We start from the raw sequence: 14,249 nt of genomic DNA, 5'->3' as shown, positions 1-14,249 counted from the left end.
GCTCAGGCTCCGTCGCCGATAGGGTTTCCAAAGCGCCGGATCGTCTCTTCAGCCTCGCCGATCGCCTCGGGCGTGCCGACCGTCAGCCACTGGCCGGTCATCACGATGCCGTAGAGCCGGCCGCTGGCGATGGCGCGGTCGAAATAGATGTTGAGGTTGAAGGCATCGGTGGGCGCGTCGTCGAACAGCGCGGGCATCAGCGCGATCGCGCCGGCATAGACCACCGGATTGGCATCGCCGTCCTCGTAGCGTTTCAGCCTTCCGTCGCTGCCGAGCGAAAAGTCCTTCTTGCCGTTATGGCCCGTCGTTCGATCCAAAGGTACGCAGAGCAGCGCCATGTCCATGAGCGCCGGGTCGAAGAAATCGGCCAGAAGCCACAGATTGGATTTGTCCGCGCTTTCGTCGCCGATCCAGAACAGGTCGGCATTCATCACGAAAGCGGGCGAACGGTCGAGCAGCTTCAGTCCCTTGACCAGTCCGCCGCCGGAATTCATCAGCGCCGCACGCTCGTCGGAAATCAGGATTTCCAGCCCGCGATAACCGGCGAGATGGGACTCCATCTGCTCGGCGAAATGGTGCACGTTGACCACGACCCTCGCGACGCCGGCGGCAAGCAGCGTATCGAGCACATAGTCGATCATCGGCCTGCCGGCGATCGCTACCAGCGGCTTCGGCATGCTGTTGGTGATCGGCCGCATCCGGGTGCCGAGCCCGGCTGCGAGTACCATCGCGTTGGTGATCTTCATCGTGCCTTAGGAAGTGATTCGGTCTCGCCGATTCCAACCCTAGCGCACCAGTCGCGCAAGGGGGCAAGCGTTTCGTGCTCGAAGGCGACCGACAGGTGCCAGAGCGTGCGCGGCATGTGCTTCATATAGCCAGGCTTGTGGTCACGCTTCATCAGCCGGACCCAGAGCCCGTTGAGCTTGCAGGCGCGCTGCGCCGACATGATCGCCCAGGCCTTGAGAAAACCCGCCTCGTCGAAGTCAGTCTCCTGGCGGCGCAGGCCGAGATAGTCCGCCATCAACTGGTCGACCAGGTCGCGTTCGACGGTCACGCGGGCATCCTGCACGATCGACACGAGGTCATAGGCCGAGGGGCCGATCATGGCATCCTGGAAATCGATGAGGCCCACCCGCTGGATGCCCTGTCGCTCGCTCCGCCAGATGATGTTCGGCGAGTGGAAGTCGCGGAGCACGAGCGTCTTTTCGGCCGTGGCAAGCTGGTCGATCAGGCTGTCCCAGATCGCCAGGTACTCGGCCCGTTCTGCCTCGGTCGCCACGGCGCCGTCCCGTTTCCACGGCAGGTGCCAGTCGATCAGCAGCTCTGCCTCCATCTTCATGGCAGTCCGGTCGTAGTCGGGAACGTGATGCACGCGACCGGCTTCAATCTCGATGTCCCGTGCGAATGGGGTGGCATGGAGTGCGGCAAGGCAGGCGACGCTGGCGCGATAGCGCTCGGGGATCGGCTTGCCGTCTTCGTCGAGAACGGTTTCCGGGCCGAAATCCTCGATCAGCAGCAGGCCGGCCTCACAATCCCGCTCAAAGATCTCCGGTGCGGCGAAGCCGCGTTGACGCAGCGCCTGGTCGATGGCGACGAACGGATAGACGTCCTCGGCGAGATGGGCGATCTGCGAATAGGGTTTGCCGTCGCGGATCGGCGGGCCGTCGGGTTGCCGCGGTGCATCCATCAGCACCCGCCGGGTGCCGCCATCGGCCGGATAGATATATTCGTAGGCGCGCGTCGATGCGTCGCCGGTCAGGTGGCGCCGACGGGCGCCGACATAGCCATGGGCGTCCAGGAAGTGGCGGATCGAAAACACGCGTTCGATGCGCGCCAACTTCGACGCCGGTGCCGTGATCGTCACCTGGCGCCCGCCGTCGGCGTCGAAGCCGAAGCTTATGTCGATGCGTTTTGCCGGCAGGATGGTGCCGGCCTTGTTGGGCCATTCGACGAGGCAGACGCCGGTGTCGAGCGCATCGGCAAAACCGATCTCCTCGAGCTCGCCCGGATCGGAAAGGCGATAGAGATCGAAATGCGCGACAGCGAGGCGCAGGTCATAGTTCTGCACGAGGGTGAAGGTCGGGCTCGGTACTTCGAGATAGTCGTCGTCCGCCATCGCCCGAAGCAGCGCGCGCGACAGCGTCGACTTTCCGGCGCCGAGATCGCCCCACAGGGCCACACAGTCGCCCGGCTTGACCACCAGCGCCAGTTCCTCGCCGAGGCGGATCGTGTCAGCCTCGGTGGCGAGGTGAAGCGAGAGGCTCGGTAGCGTGTCGGTCATTCGGCGGCGGCGATGGCTTGCGGTTGGGCTGCGGATGGAATGCGGCACGATACCGTGGTCCCGCGACCCGGCTCGCTGTCGATCGAAACCGTACCGTTGTGCAGGTTGACGAAGCTCTCGACGATGGAGAGGCCAAGGCCGGCGCCGCTGCGCTTGCCGGTCTTGCCGTTGGTCGAGAAGCGGTTGAACACGGTTGCCAGCATGTCCTTCGACATGCCGCAGCCGTTGTCGTGAACCGTAAAGACGAAATCGGCATGCTCGCGCCAGCACTTCAGCTCGATGGCCGAGCCTTCCGGTGCGAAGTTCACCGCATTGGTGAGGATCTTGATGAGGATCTGCTTCAGCCGCTGCTGGTCAGCGACGATGTGGCCGAGATGGGCCGATGCCGCGATCTCCAGCGAGACATTGCCCTCCTGCAGCCGGTCGGTCATCTGCATGGAGACGTCGTCGAGCAGGTCGTTGAGATCGATGTCGGCATAGTCGAGCCGCATGATGCCGGCATCGACGGTCGCCAGGTCGAGAATGTCGTTGACGATGGTCAGCAGGACCGAGGACGAGGTGGAGATGTGGTCGATATACTCCGACTGGCGTTCATTGAGCGGACCGATCGCCGGCGTCTTCAACAGGTCGGTGAAACCGATGATGTTGGTTAGCGGCGAGCGCAGTTCGTAGGACACGTGCTGGACGAAGTCGTTCTTCAGCTCGTCGGCCTTGCGCAGCGCCTCGTTCTTCTCCTTGAGCGCCCGCTCGGCGAGAACGCTGTCGGTCTTGTTGACGAAGGTCAGCATGGTCTGGGCGTTCGGCAAGGGCGTCACGGCATAGTCGAGCACCAGGCGGGAATAGAGTTCCAGCGTGCCCTGGCTCGACGGCCGTTCGTCCTCGAAGCTTGTGATCATCTTGGCGAAGGCCTTCCAGCCGTCGGCGCCGTCATAGGAGGGCGCACAGGCGGCTTCGATCGCCTTGATATGGGTGCCCTGCTTCGCATCCGCCTCGGTGATGCCCCAGAGTGCCCGGAAGGCCGGGTTCGACAGCTCGATGCGGCCGTCGGGACCGAATACCGCGACACCTTCGGATAGGTGGTCGATCGTCTCGCCACGCACCCTGAGCAGCGTATTGTAGCGGCTTTCCAGGTCGAACTGCGCTGTGACGTTCTCGAACACCCAGGTCGCACCGCCCTGCGGATGGGCCGAGGCGATGACGCGCAGCGTCTGGCCGTTGGGCAAGTGCCACAGATCGGTCTGCGTCTCGAGCGAGCGATAGACCGAAAGGGTGTTCTCCTTCCATGCCTTCCAGCTCAGCTGTTCCGGCAGCCTGCGCGCCGAGCGCAGCCGATCCAGCAGCTCGCCGTGGTCAGGGCGCGATTCGAGGAACAGCGGCTCCAGATCCCAGAGTTTCTGGAACGGCTGGTTGAAGAATTGCAGGCGGCGCTCGCGGTCGAAGATCGCCACGGGCGTTTCCAGGTGCTCCAGCGTCTCGGCATGGCTCTTCAGCGTCCGTGCCAATTCCTCGCGCAGCGCTTCTTCGCCGCTGACGTCGACGGCCATGCCGCAGGAACCGGACGGCTCGCGGATGTCGACGACGTCGAAGAAGGTCCGCTTGCCGCGCACCGCGGTGGAAACGACGTCGTGGAAGGGTGATTCCGGCGTCGCGCTCGCCTTGATCTTTTCGCGGCTGAGGCTGGTGAGGATTTCCCGGGCCTCGCGGACAGCCTGGTCCGGCGAACCGGCCTCGACGGCCTCGCTATAGGCGTGGTTGACCCAGACCAGCCGGCCTTCCGTGTCACGCCGCCAGACCGGCTGCTCGATGGCGTCGAGCAGCGACTCGAAGGTCGCGATGGAATTTCTAAGACGATTGCGTTCGATCTTCAGTTCGGCAAGCTCGGCGCGCAGATTGTTGAGAGCGACGAAGCGGGCGAAGGCACGGCCGCCGGAGAGGCGACCTTGCACTTCGATGACCTCGCCGCGATGCGTCTCGATGATGACATCGAAGCTTTCGGCCTTGTAGCGCAGGGCTTCGATCGCTCTTTCAAGGTCGCCGGCCGAGGCGGGTTTCAGCCAGCGCCCGAAGGCGAGGAATTCGCCGTCGGTCTGCGGTGCGCCGGTTTCGGCCGGCAGCTGGCCGAGAAACTCGGGCTTGCCGTTTTGTCCGTCCCAGATCACGATCCGGCGGTTCTTGTCGGCGATCAGCGCCTGGTAGCGGGATATGCGCTGGTTCGCGTCCGAAAGGGCCGAACGCATTTCGGCGCCCTCGGCCTCCAGCCGGCCGCGCTGGCGGATCAGCCAGCCGGCCGAAAGCATCGCTGCCGAGAGTATCCCGAGCACGAGGGCATAACCGACCATCTCGACCGAGGTGAAGAGCTTTTCGGCGGGCGGTACGCTCGTCTGCGATCGGGCAAGGCCGGGCGCGAAAAGACCGGTCAGGATCGTTCCGCCCATGCAGGCCTTCCAAAGATGGGACAGCAGATCGCGCCTGAAGCGCGAGCGCGGCCTATCGCCTGCGCTCATGCTTTCGTCGCCAGGCTCCATGGCTCGCCGCCGCGAAGCCCGGGCATCCATAGCCGCCGCCGTATCCCGTCTGAACGGGCCGCTTTTGTTTACCGACATCCTCGGTCTGTCTCCGTCCTATGTGCCGCATCGTCGACAAGACATCCCATTTCGCCGACGCCCCTGATGGGTGCGCCACGAATCAAGTTCTAAAACAATACTGCCTAAGGGAATGAGCGGGAAGGGTCGGCCCCAAAAAAGAAGCCGCAGCTTTTGTCAAGGCTGCGGCTACCAGATTTGGTGGATATCCAGAGGAATATTAATAGCGGTAGTGGTCAGCCTTGAACGGACCCTGCGGCGTGACGCCGATATAGGCGGCCTGTTCTTCCGACAGCTCGGTCAGCTTCACGCCGAGCTTTTCGAGATGCAGGCGGGCGACCTTCTCGTCGAGGTGCTTCGGCAGGACGTAAACCTCGTTCTTGTACTCGCCCGGCTTGGTATAAAGCTCGATCTGGGCCAGGACCTGGTTGGTGAACGAGGCCGACATGACGAAGGACGGATGTCCCGTGGCGTTGCCGAGATTGAGCAGACGGCCTTCCGAGAGCAGGATCATGCGGTTGCCCTTGGGGAACTCGATCATGTCGACCTGCGGCTTGACGTTGGTCCATTTTAGGTTGCGCAGAGCCGAAACCTGGATCTCGTTGTCGAAATGGCCGATATTGCCGACGATCGCCATGTCCTTCATCTCGCGCATGTGCTCGATGCGGATGACGTCCTTGTTGCCGGTGGTGGTGATGAAGATGTCGGCCGAGGACACGACATCCTCGAGCGTGACCACTTCGAAACCGTCCATGGCGGCCTGCAGGGCGCAGATCGGGTCGACTTCCGTCACCTTGACGCGGGCGCCGGCGCCACGCAGCGAAGCGGACGAGCCTTTGCCGACGTCGCCATAGCCGCAGACGACGGCGACCTTGCCGGCCATCATCACGTCGGTGCCGCGGCGGATGCCGTCGACCAGCGATTCCTTGCAGCCGTACTTGTTGTCGAACTTCGACTTGGTGACCGAGTCGTTGACGTTGATCGCCGGGAAGGGGAGAAGGCCCTTCTTGCTCAGTTCATAGAGGCGATGAACGCCGGTGGTGGTTTCTTCGGTCACGCCCTTGATCGCGTCGCGCTGCTTGGTGAACCAGCCCGGCGATGCCTCGAGGCGCTTCTTGATCTGGGCAACCAGAATCGTCTCTTCGTCCGACTGCGGGTTGGACAGAACGTCCTCGCCGGCTTCGGCACGCGCGCCGAGCAGGATGTACATGGTGGCGTCGCCGCCGTCGTCGAGGATCATGTTCGACAGTCCGCCGTCGCGCCACTGGAAGATCTGGTCGGTGTAGTGCCAGTAGTCTTCGAGGCTTTCGCCCTTGACGGCATAGACCGGAATGCCGGCGGCGGCGATCGCGGCGGCGGCATGGTCCTGGGTCGAGAAGATGTTGCACGATGCCCAGCGCACTTCCGCACCGAGCGCGACCAGCGTCTCGATCAGGACGGCGGTCTGGATGGTCATGTGAAGCGAACCGGTGATGCGGGCGCCCTTGAGCGGCTTGCTCTGGCCGAATTCCGCGCGGCAGGACATCAGGCCCGGCATTTCGGTTTCGGCGATTTCGATTTCCTTGCGGCCGAAATCGGCAAGGCTAATGTCTGCGACGATATAGTCGTTGTGTGCGGTCATGAAACTCTCCCGGCTAGGATGACGGCGCAGGCCCGGTTCCGCTTCGGGTGCCAGGCAAACACCATTCGTGACCCCTCTGCAAAAGACGGGTTTCTGATCCGCATTTAGCAGGGATTGTCGCCTATGGCAAGGAGACATAAAGAGGTCTTTATGTCTTTATATGACTGGGTGGCGGTTAGATTTCCTCGCCGAATTTGTCGGCGACGAGCGCTTCCAGCGCGTCGAGAACCGCGTCGGCCTGGCTGCCGGTGGCGCTGACCTGGATCGAGCAGCCGGGGCTGGCGGCCAGCATCATCAATCCCATGATCGACGTGCCGCCGACGGTCGTGCCGTCCTTGGTCACGTGGACGATCGCGTCGAAGCCGCTCACCGTCTGGACGAACTTCGCGGATGCGCGCGCGTGCAGGCCGCGCTTGTTGATGATCAGGAGGTCCCGGGAATTCGGCATGAAGGAGCTCTCGATCACTTGCCGCTGAGGACGCGGCTGGCGACATTGATGTATTTGCGACCGGCTTCGGAAGCATCCACCAGCGCCTTCTCCATATCGTTTTCGCCGCGCACGCCCGCCAGCTTGATCAGCATCGGCAGGTTGACGCCGGCGATCACTTCGATCCGGCCGGTGTTCATCACGGATATGGCGAGGTTGGACGGAGTGCCGCCGAACATGTCGGTGAGAATGATCACGCCATGACCGTCATCGGAACGCATCACTGCATCCAGAATGTCCTGGCGCCGTTGGTCCATGTCGTCATCCGGACCGATGCAAACGGTTTCGATGAATTTCTGTGGGCCGACGACATGCTCTACAGCATGCTGAAACTCCTCAGCCAGCTTGCCATGGGTGACAAGCACAAGTCCGATCATTCTTCTAATACCCCTTGCCTGCGCAGACAGATGGCGGAGATAACGCAACGCAGGTACTTCGTCCATCGGTGGGACGCCATCTTGGCGATGAAAATCCGAAGTTCAAGCGCAAACTGTAGCGCCTTTGGCGAACGAGGCACAGTTCAGGACGAGATCAGGGCGTTTATGAACGAAAAAGGCCAGCGTACGTCGGCCGGCACATAGATGGCCGGAAGCCGGACATCGTCGAGCAATGTAACCTGCATGCCCTGTTCCGGCAGTCGCTCGACCGCGGCACGATCTATGGGCAGGACGGCATAGTGAAGAACGGCCCGGGGAATGCTCTCGACCCACGCTATGCCGCCGTGGCGCAGTTCGATCAGCCCCTTGATCGTCTCCGGCCGGGCACCCACCACCTGGGTGCCGAAGCGTGAAATGAAAACCTGATCGTCTGCCACCAGTGCCGCAAACTGTCCGTGAAGTCGGGCTTCGCTGAGGCAATCGAAGGCGAGCGCCGACTTTCCCGACCCGGACGGGCCGAGGAAGATGAGGCCGGTCGTACCGACGACGATAGCTGTGCCGTGGATATTGACGCCGCAGGCGCTCACGACGCCGCCTCGACCGGCAGGGCGAGGATGAAGCGCGCCCCCAGAATGCGACCGCTGGCGGGATCGATCATGTTTTCGGCCTTCAGCGTGCCGCCATGCGCTTCGGCGATCTGCCGGCTGATGGAAAGGCCAAGGCCCGAATTCTGGCCGAAGCTCTCGCCCTCGGGCCTGTCGGTGTAGAAGCGTTCGAAGATCCGGTCGATGTCCTCGGCCTGGATGCCGGGCCCGTTGTCCTCGATCTGGATGAGGCAGCGACCGCGCGTGCGCGACAGCTTGACGGTGATCTTGCCGCCGACCTCCGGCACGAAGGAGCGGGCGTTCTCGATCAGGTTGGTGATGATCTGGCCGAGCCGCAGATCGTGGCCGGGCACGATGAAGCGCGCCTTGGTGCCCGGCTTCTGGTCGATGATGTAGTCGAGCTCGACCGGCTTCTTGGTGCTGCGGATCTGCCGCGACACATCGACCAGGCTGGAGAGCAGAACTTCCAGATCGACAGGCTTGGCGTCGCTGCGCGCCAGTTCCGCATCGAGGCGCGAGGCGTCGGAAATATCGCTGATCAACCGGTCGAGCCGGCGCACGTCGTGCTGGATCACGTCCATCAGCCGCTGCCGTGACTGGTCGTTCTTGGCGAGCGGCAGAGTCTCGACGGCGCTGCGCAGCGAGGTGAGGGGGTTCTTCAGCTCGTGGCTGACATCGGCGGCGAAGCTCTCGATCGCGTCGATGCGGTCGTAGAGCGCGTTCGTCATCTCACGCAGGGCCACCGAGAGATTGCCGATCTCGTCCTGGCGGGCGGAGAAATCCGGAATCTCCTCGCGCTCCTTGGCGCCGCGCCGGACGCGGATGGCGGCCGCGGCGAGCCGCCGCAGCGGATTGGCGATGGTCGACGACAGGAGCAGTGACACGACGATGTTGACGAGCGCCGCGACGCCGAAGACGCGCAGGATGGCCAGCCGCTCGGCATGCACGATCTTGTCGATGTCGCCGGCCTGGGTGGACAAAAGCAGGACGCCGAGCACGGCACGGAATCGCTGCACCGGCACGGCGACCGAGACGATCAGCTCGCTACGGTCGGTGACGCGCACCACGGCGCCGCGGACCCCGGTCAGCGCATTCATGACTTCCGGGTAGATCGACCCGTCGCCGCCGGGCGCTTCCTTATAAACCGGCAGGTTGGAGGGCTGCAGGGCCATGTTGAAGATGCGGGCGATCCAGTCGGTGATGTTCGACGACTCGTCCTCGACCGGCGGAAGGTCGAAGCGCAGGACCTGGCCGCGCGAGTAGAGATGGCGCGAATCGAGCAGCAGGTTGGCATCGGCGTCGAACAGGCGGGCACGCGTGCGCGTCGGCGAGATCAGCCGGCGCAGCACGGGCGCCACCCGTTCCGGATTGATCGGGAATTCGAGGTCCTCGTCGTTCGGAACCGGCGTGATGCTCTGGCCGGCCTGCAGTTCGAGGAGCTTCTGCGGATCGATGGTGATCGAATTGGTGTCGACCGAGGCCGAAGCGGAAATCGCGCCGGCGATGATTTCGCCCTGCGTCAGCAGGCTTTCGACGCGCGCGTCGATCAGCCCCTCGCGGAACTGATTGAGATACATGATTCCGCCGACGAGCACGATGAGGGCGGCGAGGTTGAAGAAGACGATGCGCCGGGTGAGACTGGAGAACAGCGCATGGCCGAAGATCCGGCGCACGAGCGTGAAGGGATGAACCGGGAAACGGCGCTGTTCGGTCAGGCTGTCCAGTTCGTCGTTGGTCCCTTCGGAAACGCGTTTGACCAATCTCTACCCTTTTGCCCGGCCGGCCTGTCTTCGATGGCTCCGGCGCTTACGCTGCTTCGCGGAAGCGGTAGCCCACTCCGTAAAGCGTTTCAATCATGTCGAAGTCGGTATCGACCATCTTGAACTTCTTGCGCAGGCGCTTGATGTGGCTGTCGATGGTGCGGTCGTCGACATAGACCTGCTCGTCATAGGCCGCATCCATCAGCGCGTCGCGGCTTTTCACCACGCCCGGACGCTGCGCCAGCGACTGCAGGATGAGGAATTCGGTGACGGTCAGCGTCACCGGATCGCCCTTCCAGGTGCAGGTGTGGCGTTCCTGGTCCATGACCAGCTGGCCGCGCTCCAGCGTGCGGGCCTGCTGTTCTGCGCCGGTCTTCGCCGTGCCGCCGGCCGCAAGGTTTTCCCGGCTGGCCGCGCGGCGCAGGATGGCCTTCACCCGCTCGACCAGCAGGCGCTGCGAGAACGGCTTGGTGATGAAGTCGTCGGCGCCCATCTTCAGCCCGAACAGCTCGTCGATCTCCTCGTCCTTCGAGGTCAGGAAGATCACCGGCAGGTCGGACTTCTGTCTGAGCCGCCGCAAGAGCTCCATGCCGTCCATGCGGGGCATCTTGATGTCGAAGATGGCAAGATGCGGCGGACGTGCCAGCAAACCGTCGAGCGCCGAAGCGCCGTCGGTATAGGTCTCGACCTTGTATCCCTCGGCCTCGAGCGCGATCGATACGGAGGTGAGAATATTGCGGTCGTCGTCAACGAGCGCGATCGTCTGCATATTATTGGTCTCCGTCATCATGAAGCGCGGCTCCTGGTATTGTCCCAGCCCAGGGTGTGGCAACGTTGGCTGCGCTTATTGGGGATAAAGGTGGAACAAATTGTGGCAAAGATAAAGGGGCACGGCCGAAGCTGCCCGGCAAAAGGGGTGCAATTGGTCTGCACGGCAACCAAAAGACGCCGATGCAAACCGATTTAAAAAACGATATTCGGATTTAAATCGATTAAATATTTGAAATTATTGATTGATTTTGGTTTTGCTTATTGCGTTTTGAAAACTCGGACACTAGGTTCCCGAAAATTCAACGTCACCGTTTCTAATATAGAGGATGCGCGCTCATGGAGGAGCTTGGTGTAAATAATCCCCTCGTAGGGGTAGCAGCGATCGGTTTGGGTGATGCGGCTCGCATCTACTACAATTTCCGTGAGCGCGACCTTTACGAAGAGGCGATTCGCCGGAACGAAGCCGTGCTGACCGCCGACGGGGCGCTCTGCGCGGTGACCGGGCAGCATACCGGCCGCTCGGCGAAGGACAAGTTCATCGTCCGCGACAGCCATACCGACGGCCACATTTGGTGGGACAACAACAAGCCCATGTCGCCGGAACATTTCGGTATCCTGCACAAGGATATGCTGGCCCATGCCGCCGGCAAGGAACTCTTCGTCCAGGACCTCATCGGCGGCGCCGACCAGGATAACGAACTGCCGACCCGCGTCGTGACCGAGCTTGCCTGGCACTCGCTGTTCATCCGCAATCTTCTGATTCGTCCCGAGCGTTCGACGCTCACCGAATTCCAGCCGAAGCTGACCATCATCACGCTTCCGAGCTTCCGCGCCGACCCGGCCCGCCACGGTTGCCGCTCCGAGACGGTCATCGCCTGCGATTTCACCAACGGCATCGTTCTGATCGGCGGCACCTCCTATGCCGGCGAAATGAAGAAATCGGTCTTCACCGCGCTCAACTACATGCTGCCGCCGAAGGGCGTCATGCCGATGCACTGCTCGGCCAATGTCGGCCCGGCCGGCGACGCAGCCGTCTTCTTCGGCCTCTCGGGCACCGGCAAGACGACGCTCTCCGCCGACCCGAGCCGCACGCTGATCGGCGACGACGAGCACGGCTGGGGCGAGCACGGCATCTTCAACTTCGAAGGCGGCTGCTACGCCAAGACCATCCGTCTGTCGGCCGAAGCCGAGCCGGAAATCTACGCGACCACAAAGCGTTTCGGCACCGTTCTGGAGAACGTCGTGCTGGATGATGCCGGCGTGCCGGACTTCAACGATGCCTCGCGCACCGAGAACACCCGCTGCGCCTATCCGCTGCACTTCATTCCGAATGCATCGGACACCGGCCGCGCCGGCCATCCGAAGACGATCATCATGCTGACCGCCGATGCCTTCGGCGTGCTGCCGCCGATCGCCCGCCTGACCCCGGAACAGGCCATGTACCACTTCCTGTCCGGCTACACCGCGAAGGTCGCCGGCACGGAAAAGGGCGTGACCGAGCCGGAAGCCACCTTCTCGACCTGCTTCGGCGCCCCGTTCATGCCGCGTCATCCGGCCGAGTATGGCAATCTGCTGCGCGACCTGATTGCCAAGCACAATGTCGACTGCTGGCTGGTCAACACCGGCTGGACCAGCGGTGCATACGGCATCGGTCATCGCATGCCGATCAAGGCCACCCGCGCCCTGCTCGCCAGTGCATTGAGCGGCGAACTGAAGAAGGTGGAAACCCGCGTCGATCCGAACTTCGGCTTCGCCGTGCCGGTTGCCGTCGAGGGCGTCGATTCGAAGATCCTCGATCCCCGTTCGACCTGGTCCGATGCATCGGAATACGATGCCCAGGCCAAGAAGCTGGTGGCGATGTTCATCACCAACTTCGCCAAGTTCGAGGATCACGTCGACCACACGGTCCGTGCCGCCGCTCCGAGCGCCAATATCGCTGCGGAATGATGGCATCAGGCCAGAACTGAAGAAACCCGGCGGAGCGATCCGCCGGGTTTCTTGTTTTCCTCCGCGTTCGAATGTGAAATAGAGCAGACGGAGACCGAACATGGCCAGCGACGCACTCGTCATCAACAATCGCATCACGATCGCCGGCTGGGAGCTGACGGAGCAATTCGTGCTGGCCGGCGGGCCGGGCGGACAGAACGTCAACAAGGTCTCGACGGCCGTCCAGCTGTTCTTCAACATCGCCGGGTCTCCCGCCTTGAGCGACCGGGTCAAGGAGAACGCCCTGAAGCTTGCCGGACGGCGCGCTTCGAAGGAAGGCGTGCTGATGATCGAGGCGAACCGCTTCCGCAGCCAGGAACGCAACCGCGAAGACGCCCGCGAGCGTCTCAAGGAACTGATCCTCGCCGCCGCCGCGCCGCCCCCGCCGCCGCGCAAGAAGACCAAGCCGACAAAAGGGTCTGTCGAGCGCCGGCTGAAGGAAAAGTCGGGCCGCTCCGAGGTCAAGAAGATGCGCGGCAGGCCTGGCGGAGACTAGGCGCGCCACACTGCGACCTAATACAGCATGGCATATTTTAGATATCTGCTTGTGTTTTGCTGCGTCGTGGGTTCAGCTGAGGCCGGACTTTACGAGAAGGGGAGATCCCATGGGTTTGTTTAGCTTTATCAAGAGTGCAGGCAAGAAGCTCGGCATCGGCGGCGATGACGAGGCGCCGGACGCGGATGCGGTAAAGAAGGAACTCGCCTCGCACGATCTCGGCACCGAAAAGGTCGAGGTTGCCGTCGTCGACGACAAGGTCGTGCTGAAGGGGACCGTCAAGGACCAGTCGGCCTTCGAGAAGGCGGTCATTGCCGTCGGCAATACGCTGGGGATTTCCAAGGTCGAAGCCGACGACCTGAAGATTGCCGAGACTCCGCAAGCCGCGCCGGTCGCGCCCAAGGAGCCGGTCTTCTACACGGTGAAGAAGGGCGACAATCTGTGGAAGATCGCCGAAGCGCAATATGGCAAGGGCAAGGGCGCCAAGCACACGGTGATCTTCGAGGCCAACAAGCCGATGCTCACCCATCCCGACAAGATCTATCCCGGCCAGGTGCTGCGCATTCCCGATCTCGCCGACTGAATTTCCAACGAAGGCGGCGGCCATTGTGGCTGCCGTTCGTCCATGCCTGAAAAAGCCAAGCGCACGCTGCCCGAAGGGCTTCGCTACCATCCGGATTTCATCGATCGGGCGAGCCAGGAGCAGCTCGTCGCGTCGATCCGTGAGATCGTCGCGGAGGCGCCCCTCTTCGTCCCCGCCATGCTCGGCACAGGCAAGGAAATGTCGGTCCGCATGACCAATTGCGGGCCGCTCGGATGGGTGACGGACAAGGAGCGCGGCTACCGCTATCAGCCGACCCATCCTGTCACGGGCAGGCCATGGCCCGCCATTCCCGTCCTGCTGCTCGATATCTGGAACCGGGTTTCCGGCTCGGACAAGCCGCCGGAGGCGTGCCTGGTCAACTTCTACGACGACAATGCCCGCATGGGCCTGCACCAGGATCGCGACGAAAAGGATCTCGAGGCTCCGGTCGTGTCGGTCTCTCTCGGCAATGCCTGCCTCTTCCGCATCGGCGGAACGAACCGCAAGGATCCGACCATGTCGATGAAGCTCACGAGCGGCGACGTCTTCGTCATCGGCGGGGCGGGGCGCCTGTGCTTCCACGGGGTGGACCGCATCTATCCGTCGACCTCGACACTGCTGAAGAACGGCGGTCGTATCAACCTGACGCTGAGGCGGGTCAATCCCTGATTTCGAAGCTGAATCCGGCAAACATAGCGGC

13 protein-coding genes are annotated in these 14,249 nt (G+C 62.8%); 4 read left to right on the top strand and 9 right to left on the bottom strand.

Features of this window, described 5'->3' with window-relative positions; all coding sequences use genetic code 11:
- Positions 1-2 precede the first annotated feature (2 nt).
- The 9 genes from AC07Y0_RS20000 to AC07Y0_RS19960 all read right to left on the bottom strand — a co-directional run bounded on the left by AC07Y0_RS20000 (position 3) and on the right by AC07Y0_RS19960 (position 10,482).
- On the bottom strand, positions 3-746 hold the full coding sequence (locus tag AC07Y0_RS20000) for a nucleotidyltransferase family protein (protein ID WP_498679417.1): 744 nt from the start codon (positions 744-746) through the stop codon (positions 3-5).
- Complete coding sequence (gene tsaE / locus AC07Y0_RS19995) at positions 743-2,281, bottom strand: tRNA (adenosine(37)-N6)-threonylcarbamoyltransferase complex ATPase subunit type 1 TsaE (protein ID WP_498679416.1); 1,539 nt, start codon at positions 2,279-2,281, stop codon at positions 743-745. The genes AC07Y0_RS20000 and tsaE overlap by 4 nt, the downstream gene beginning before the upstream one ends.
- Positions 2,278-4,836, bottom strand: coding sequence for a sensor histidine kinase (locus AC07Y0_RS19990; RefSeq protein ID WP_498679415.1), 2,559 nt, complete (start codon positions 4,834-4,836; stop codon positions 2,278-2,280). The genes tsaE and AC07Y0_RS19990 overlap by 4 nt, the downstream gene beginning before the upstream one ends.
- Positions 4,837-5,083: 247 nt before the next feature.
- Positions 5,084-6,484 carry an adenosylhomocysteinase gene (gene ahcY, locus AC07Y0_RS19985; RefSeq protein WP_498679414.1) on the bottom strand — a complete coding sequence of 467 codons (1,401 nt, stop codon included), beginning with the start codon at positions 6,482-6,484 and terminating at the stop codon, positions 5,084-5,086.
- Positions 6,485-6,659: 175 nt separating this feature from the next.
- Positions 6,660-6,932 (bottom strand): HPr family phosphocarrier protein, encoded by a 273-nt coding sequence (locus tag AC07Y0_RS19980; RefSeq protein ID WP_498679413.1) that lies wholly within the window; start codon positions 6,930-6,932, stop codon positions 6,660-6,662.
- 14 nt (positions 6,933-6,946) lie between these two features.
- Positions 6,947-7,348 (bottom strand): PTS sugar transporter subunit IIA, encoded by a 402-nt coding sequence (locus AC07Y0_RS19975; RefSeq protein ID WP_028737898.1) that lies wholly within the window; start codon positions 7,346-7,348, stop codon positions 6,947-6,949.
- Positions 7,349-7,491: 143 nt separating this feature from the next.
- Positions 7,492-7,935, bottom strand: coding sequence for an HPr kinase/phosphorylase (locus tag AC07Y0_RS19970; protein WP_498679412.1), 444 nt, complete (start codon positions 7,933-7,935; stop codon positions 7,492-7,494).
- On the bottom strand, positions 7,932-9,677 hold the full coding sequence (locus tag AC07Y0_RS19965) for a sensor histidine kinase (protein ID WP_498680288.1): 1,746 nt from the start codon (positions 9,675-9,677) through the stop codon (positions 7,932-7,934). The genes AC07Y0_RS19970 and AC07Y0_RS19965 overlap by 4 nt, the downstream gene beginning before the upstream one ends.
- An 82-nt stretch (positions 9,678-9,759) precedes the next feature.
- Positions 9,760-10,482 carry a response regulator transcription factor gene (locus AC07Y0_RS19960; protein ID WP_210163648.1) on the bottom strand — a complete coding sequence of 241 codons (723 nt, stop codon included), beginning with the start codon at positions 10,480-10,482 and terminating at the stop codon, positions 9,760-9,762.
- Between the two features lie 338 nt (positions 10,483-10,820).
- Here AC07Y0_RS19960 and AC07Y0_RS19955 point away from each other — a divergent pair, with 338 nt between their 5' ends.
- The 4 genes from AC07Y0_RS19955 (at position 10,821) to AC07Y0_RS19940 (ending at position 14,218) form a co-directional block, all read left to right on the top strand.
- On the top strand, positions 10,821-12,431 hold the full coding sequence (locus AC07Y0_RS19955; protein ID WP_498679411.1) for a phosphoenolpyruvate carboxykinase: 1,611 nt from the start codon (positions 10,821-10,823) through the stop codon (positions 12,429-12,431).
- A gap of 100 nt (positions 12,432-12,531) precedes the next feature.
- Positions 12,532-12,966, top strand: a complete 435-nt coding sequence (arfB, locus tag AC07Y0_RS19950; RefSeq protein ID WP_028737903.1) for an alternative ribosome rescue aminoacyl-tRNA hydrolase ArfB — start codon at positions 12,532-12,534, stop codon at positions 12,964-12,966.
- A gap of 109 nt (positions 12,967-13,075) precedes the next feature.
- Positions 13,076-13,549, top strand: a complete 474-nt coding sequence (lysM, locus tag AC07Y0_RS19945) for a peptidoglycan-binding protein LysM (RefSeq protein ID WP_454748185.1) — start codon at positions 13,076-13,078, stop codon at positions 13,547-13,549.
- A gap of 42 nt (positions 13,550-13,591) precedes the next feature.
- Positions 13,592-14,218 (top strand): alpha-ketoglutarate-dependent dioxygenase AlkB family protein, encoded by a 627-nt coding sequence (locus tag AC07Y0_RS19940; protein ID WP_498679410.1) that lies wholly within the window; start codon positions 13,592-13,594, stop codon positions 14,216-14,218.
- Positions 14,219-14,249 lie beyond the last annotated feature (31 nt).

The sequence above is a fragment of the Allorhizobium sp. GW101-3B10 genome, assembly GCF_059424725.1.
The sequence above is the reverse complement of the archived record's forward strand: the minus strand, read 5'-3'. Positions and strand labels throughout refer to the sequence as shown.

Bases quoted from the DNA above. Each gene is read 5' to 3' on its own strand.
- lysM (WP_454748185.1), top strand. From the start codon at position 13,076: ATGGGTTTGTTTAGCTTTATCAAGAGTGCAGGCAAGAAGCTCGGCATC.
- AC07Y0_RS19990 (WP_498679415.1), bottom strand. From the start codon at position 4,836: ATGGATGCCCGGGCTTCGCGGCGGCGAGCCATGGAGCCTGGCGACGAA.
- AC07Y0_RS19960 (WP_210163648.1), bottom strand. From the start codon at position 10,482: ATGCAGACGATCGCGCTCGTTGACGACGACCGCAATATTCTCACCTCC.
- AC07Y0_RS19955 (WP_498679411.1), top strand. From the start codon at position 10,821: ATGGAGGAGCTTGGTGTAAATAATCCCCTCGTAGGGGTAGCAGCGATC.
- ahcY (WP_498679414.1), bottom strand. From the start codon at position 6,484: ATGACCGCACACAACGACTATATCGTCGCAGACATTAGCCTTGCCGAT.
- AC07Y0_RS19940 (WP_498679410.1), top strand. From the start codon at position 13,592: ATGCCTGAAAAAGCCAAGCGCACGCTGCCCGAAGGGCTTCGCTACCAT.
- AC07Y0_RS20000 (WP_498679417.1), bottom strand. From the start codon at position 746: ATGAAGATCACCAACGCGATGGTACTCGCAGCCGGGCTCGGCACCCGG.
- tsaE (WP_498679416.1), bottom strand. From the start codon at position 2,281: ATGACCGACACGCTACCGAGCCTCTCGCTTCACCTCGCCACCGAGGCT.
- AC07Y0_RS19980 (WP_498679413.1), bottom strand. From the start codon at position 6,932: ATGCCGAATTCCCGGGACCTCCTGATCATCAACAAGCGCGGCCTGCAC.
- AC07Y0_RS19975 (WP_028737898.1), bottom strand. From the start codon at position 7,348: ATGATCGGACTTGTGCTTGTCACCCATGGCAAGCTGGCTGAGGAGTTT.
- arfB (WP_028737903.1), top strand. From the start codon at position 12,532: ATGGCCAGCGACGCACTCGTCATCAACAATCGCATCACGATCGCCGGC.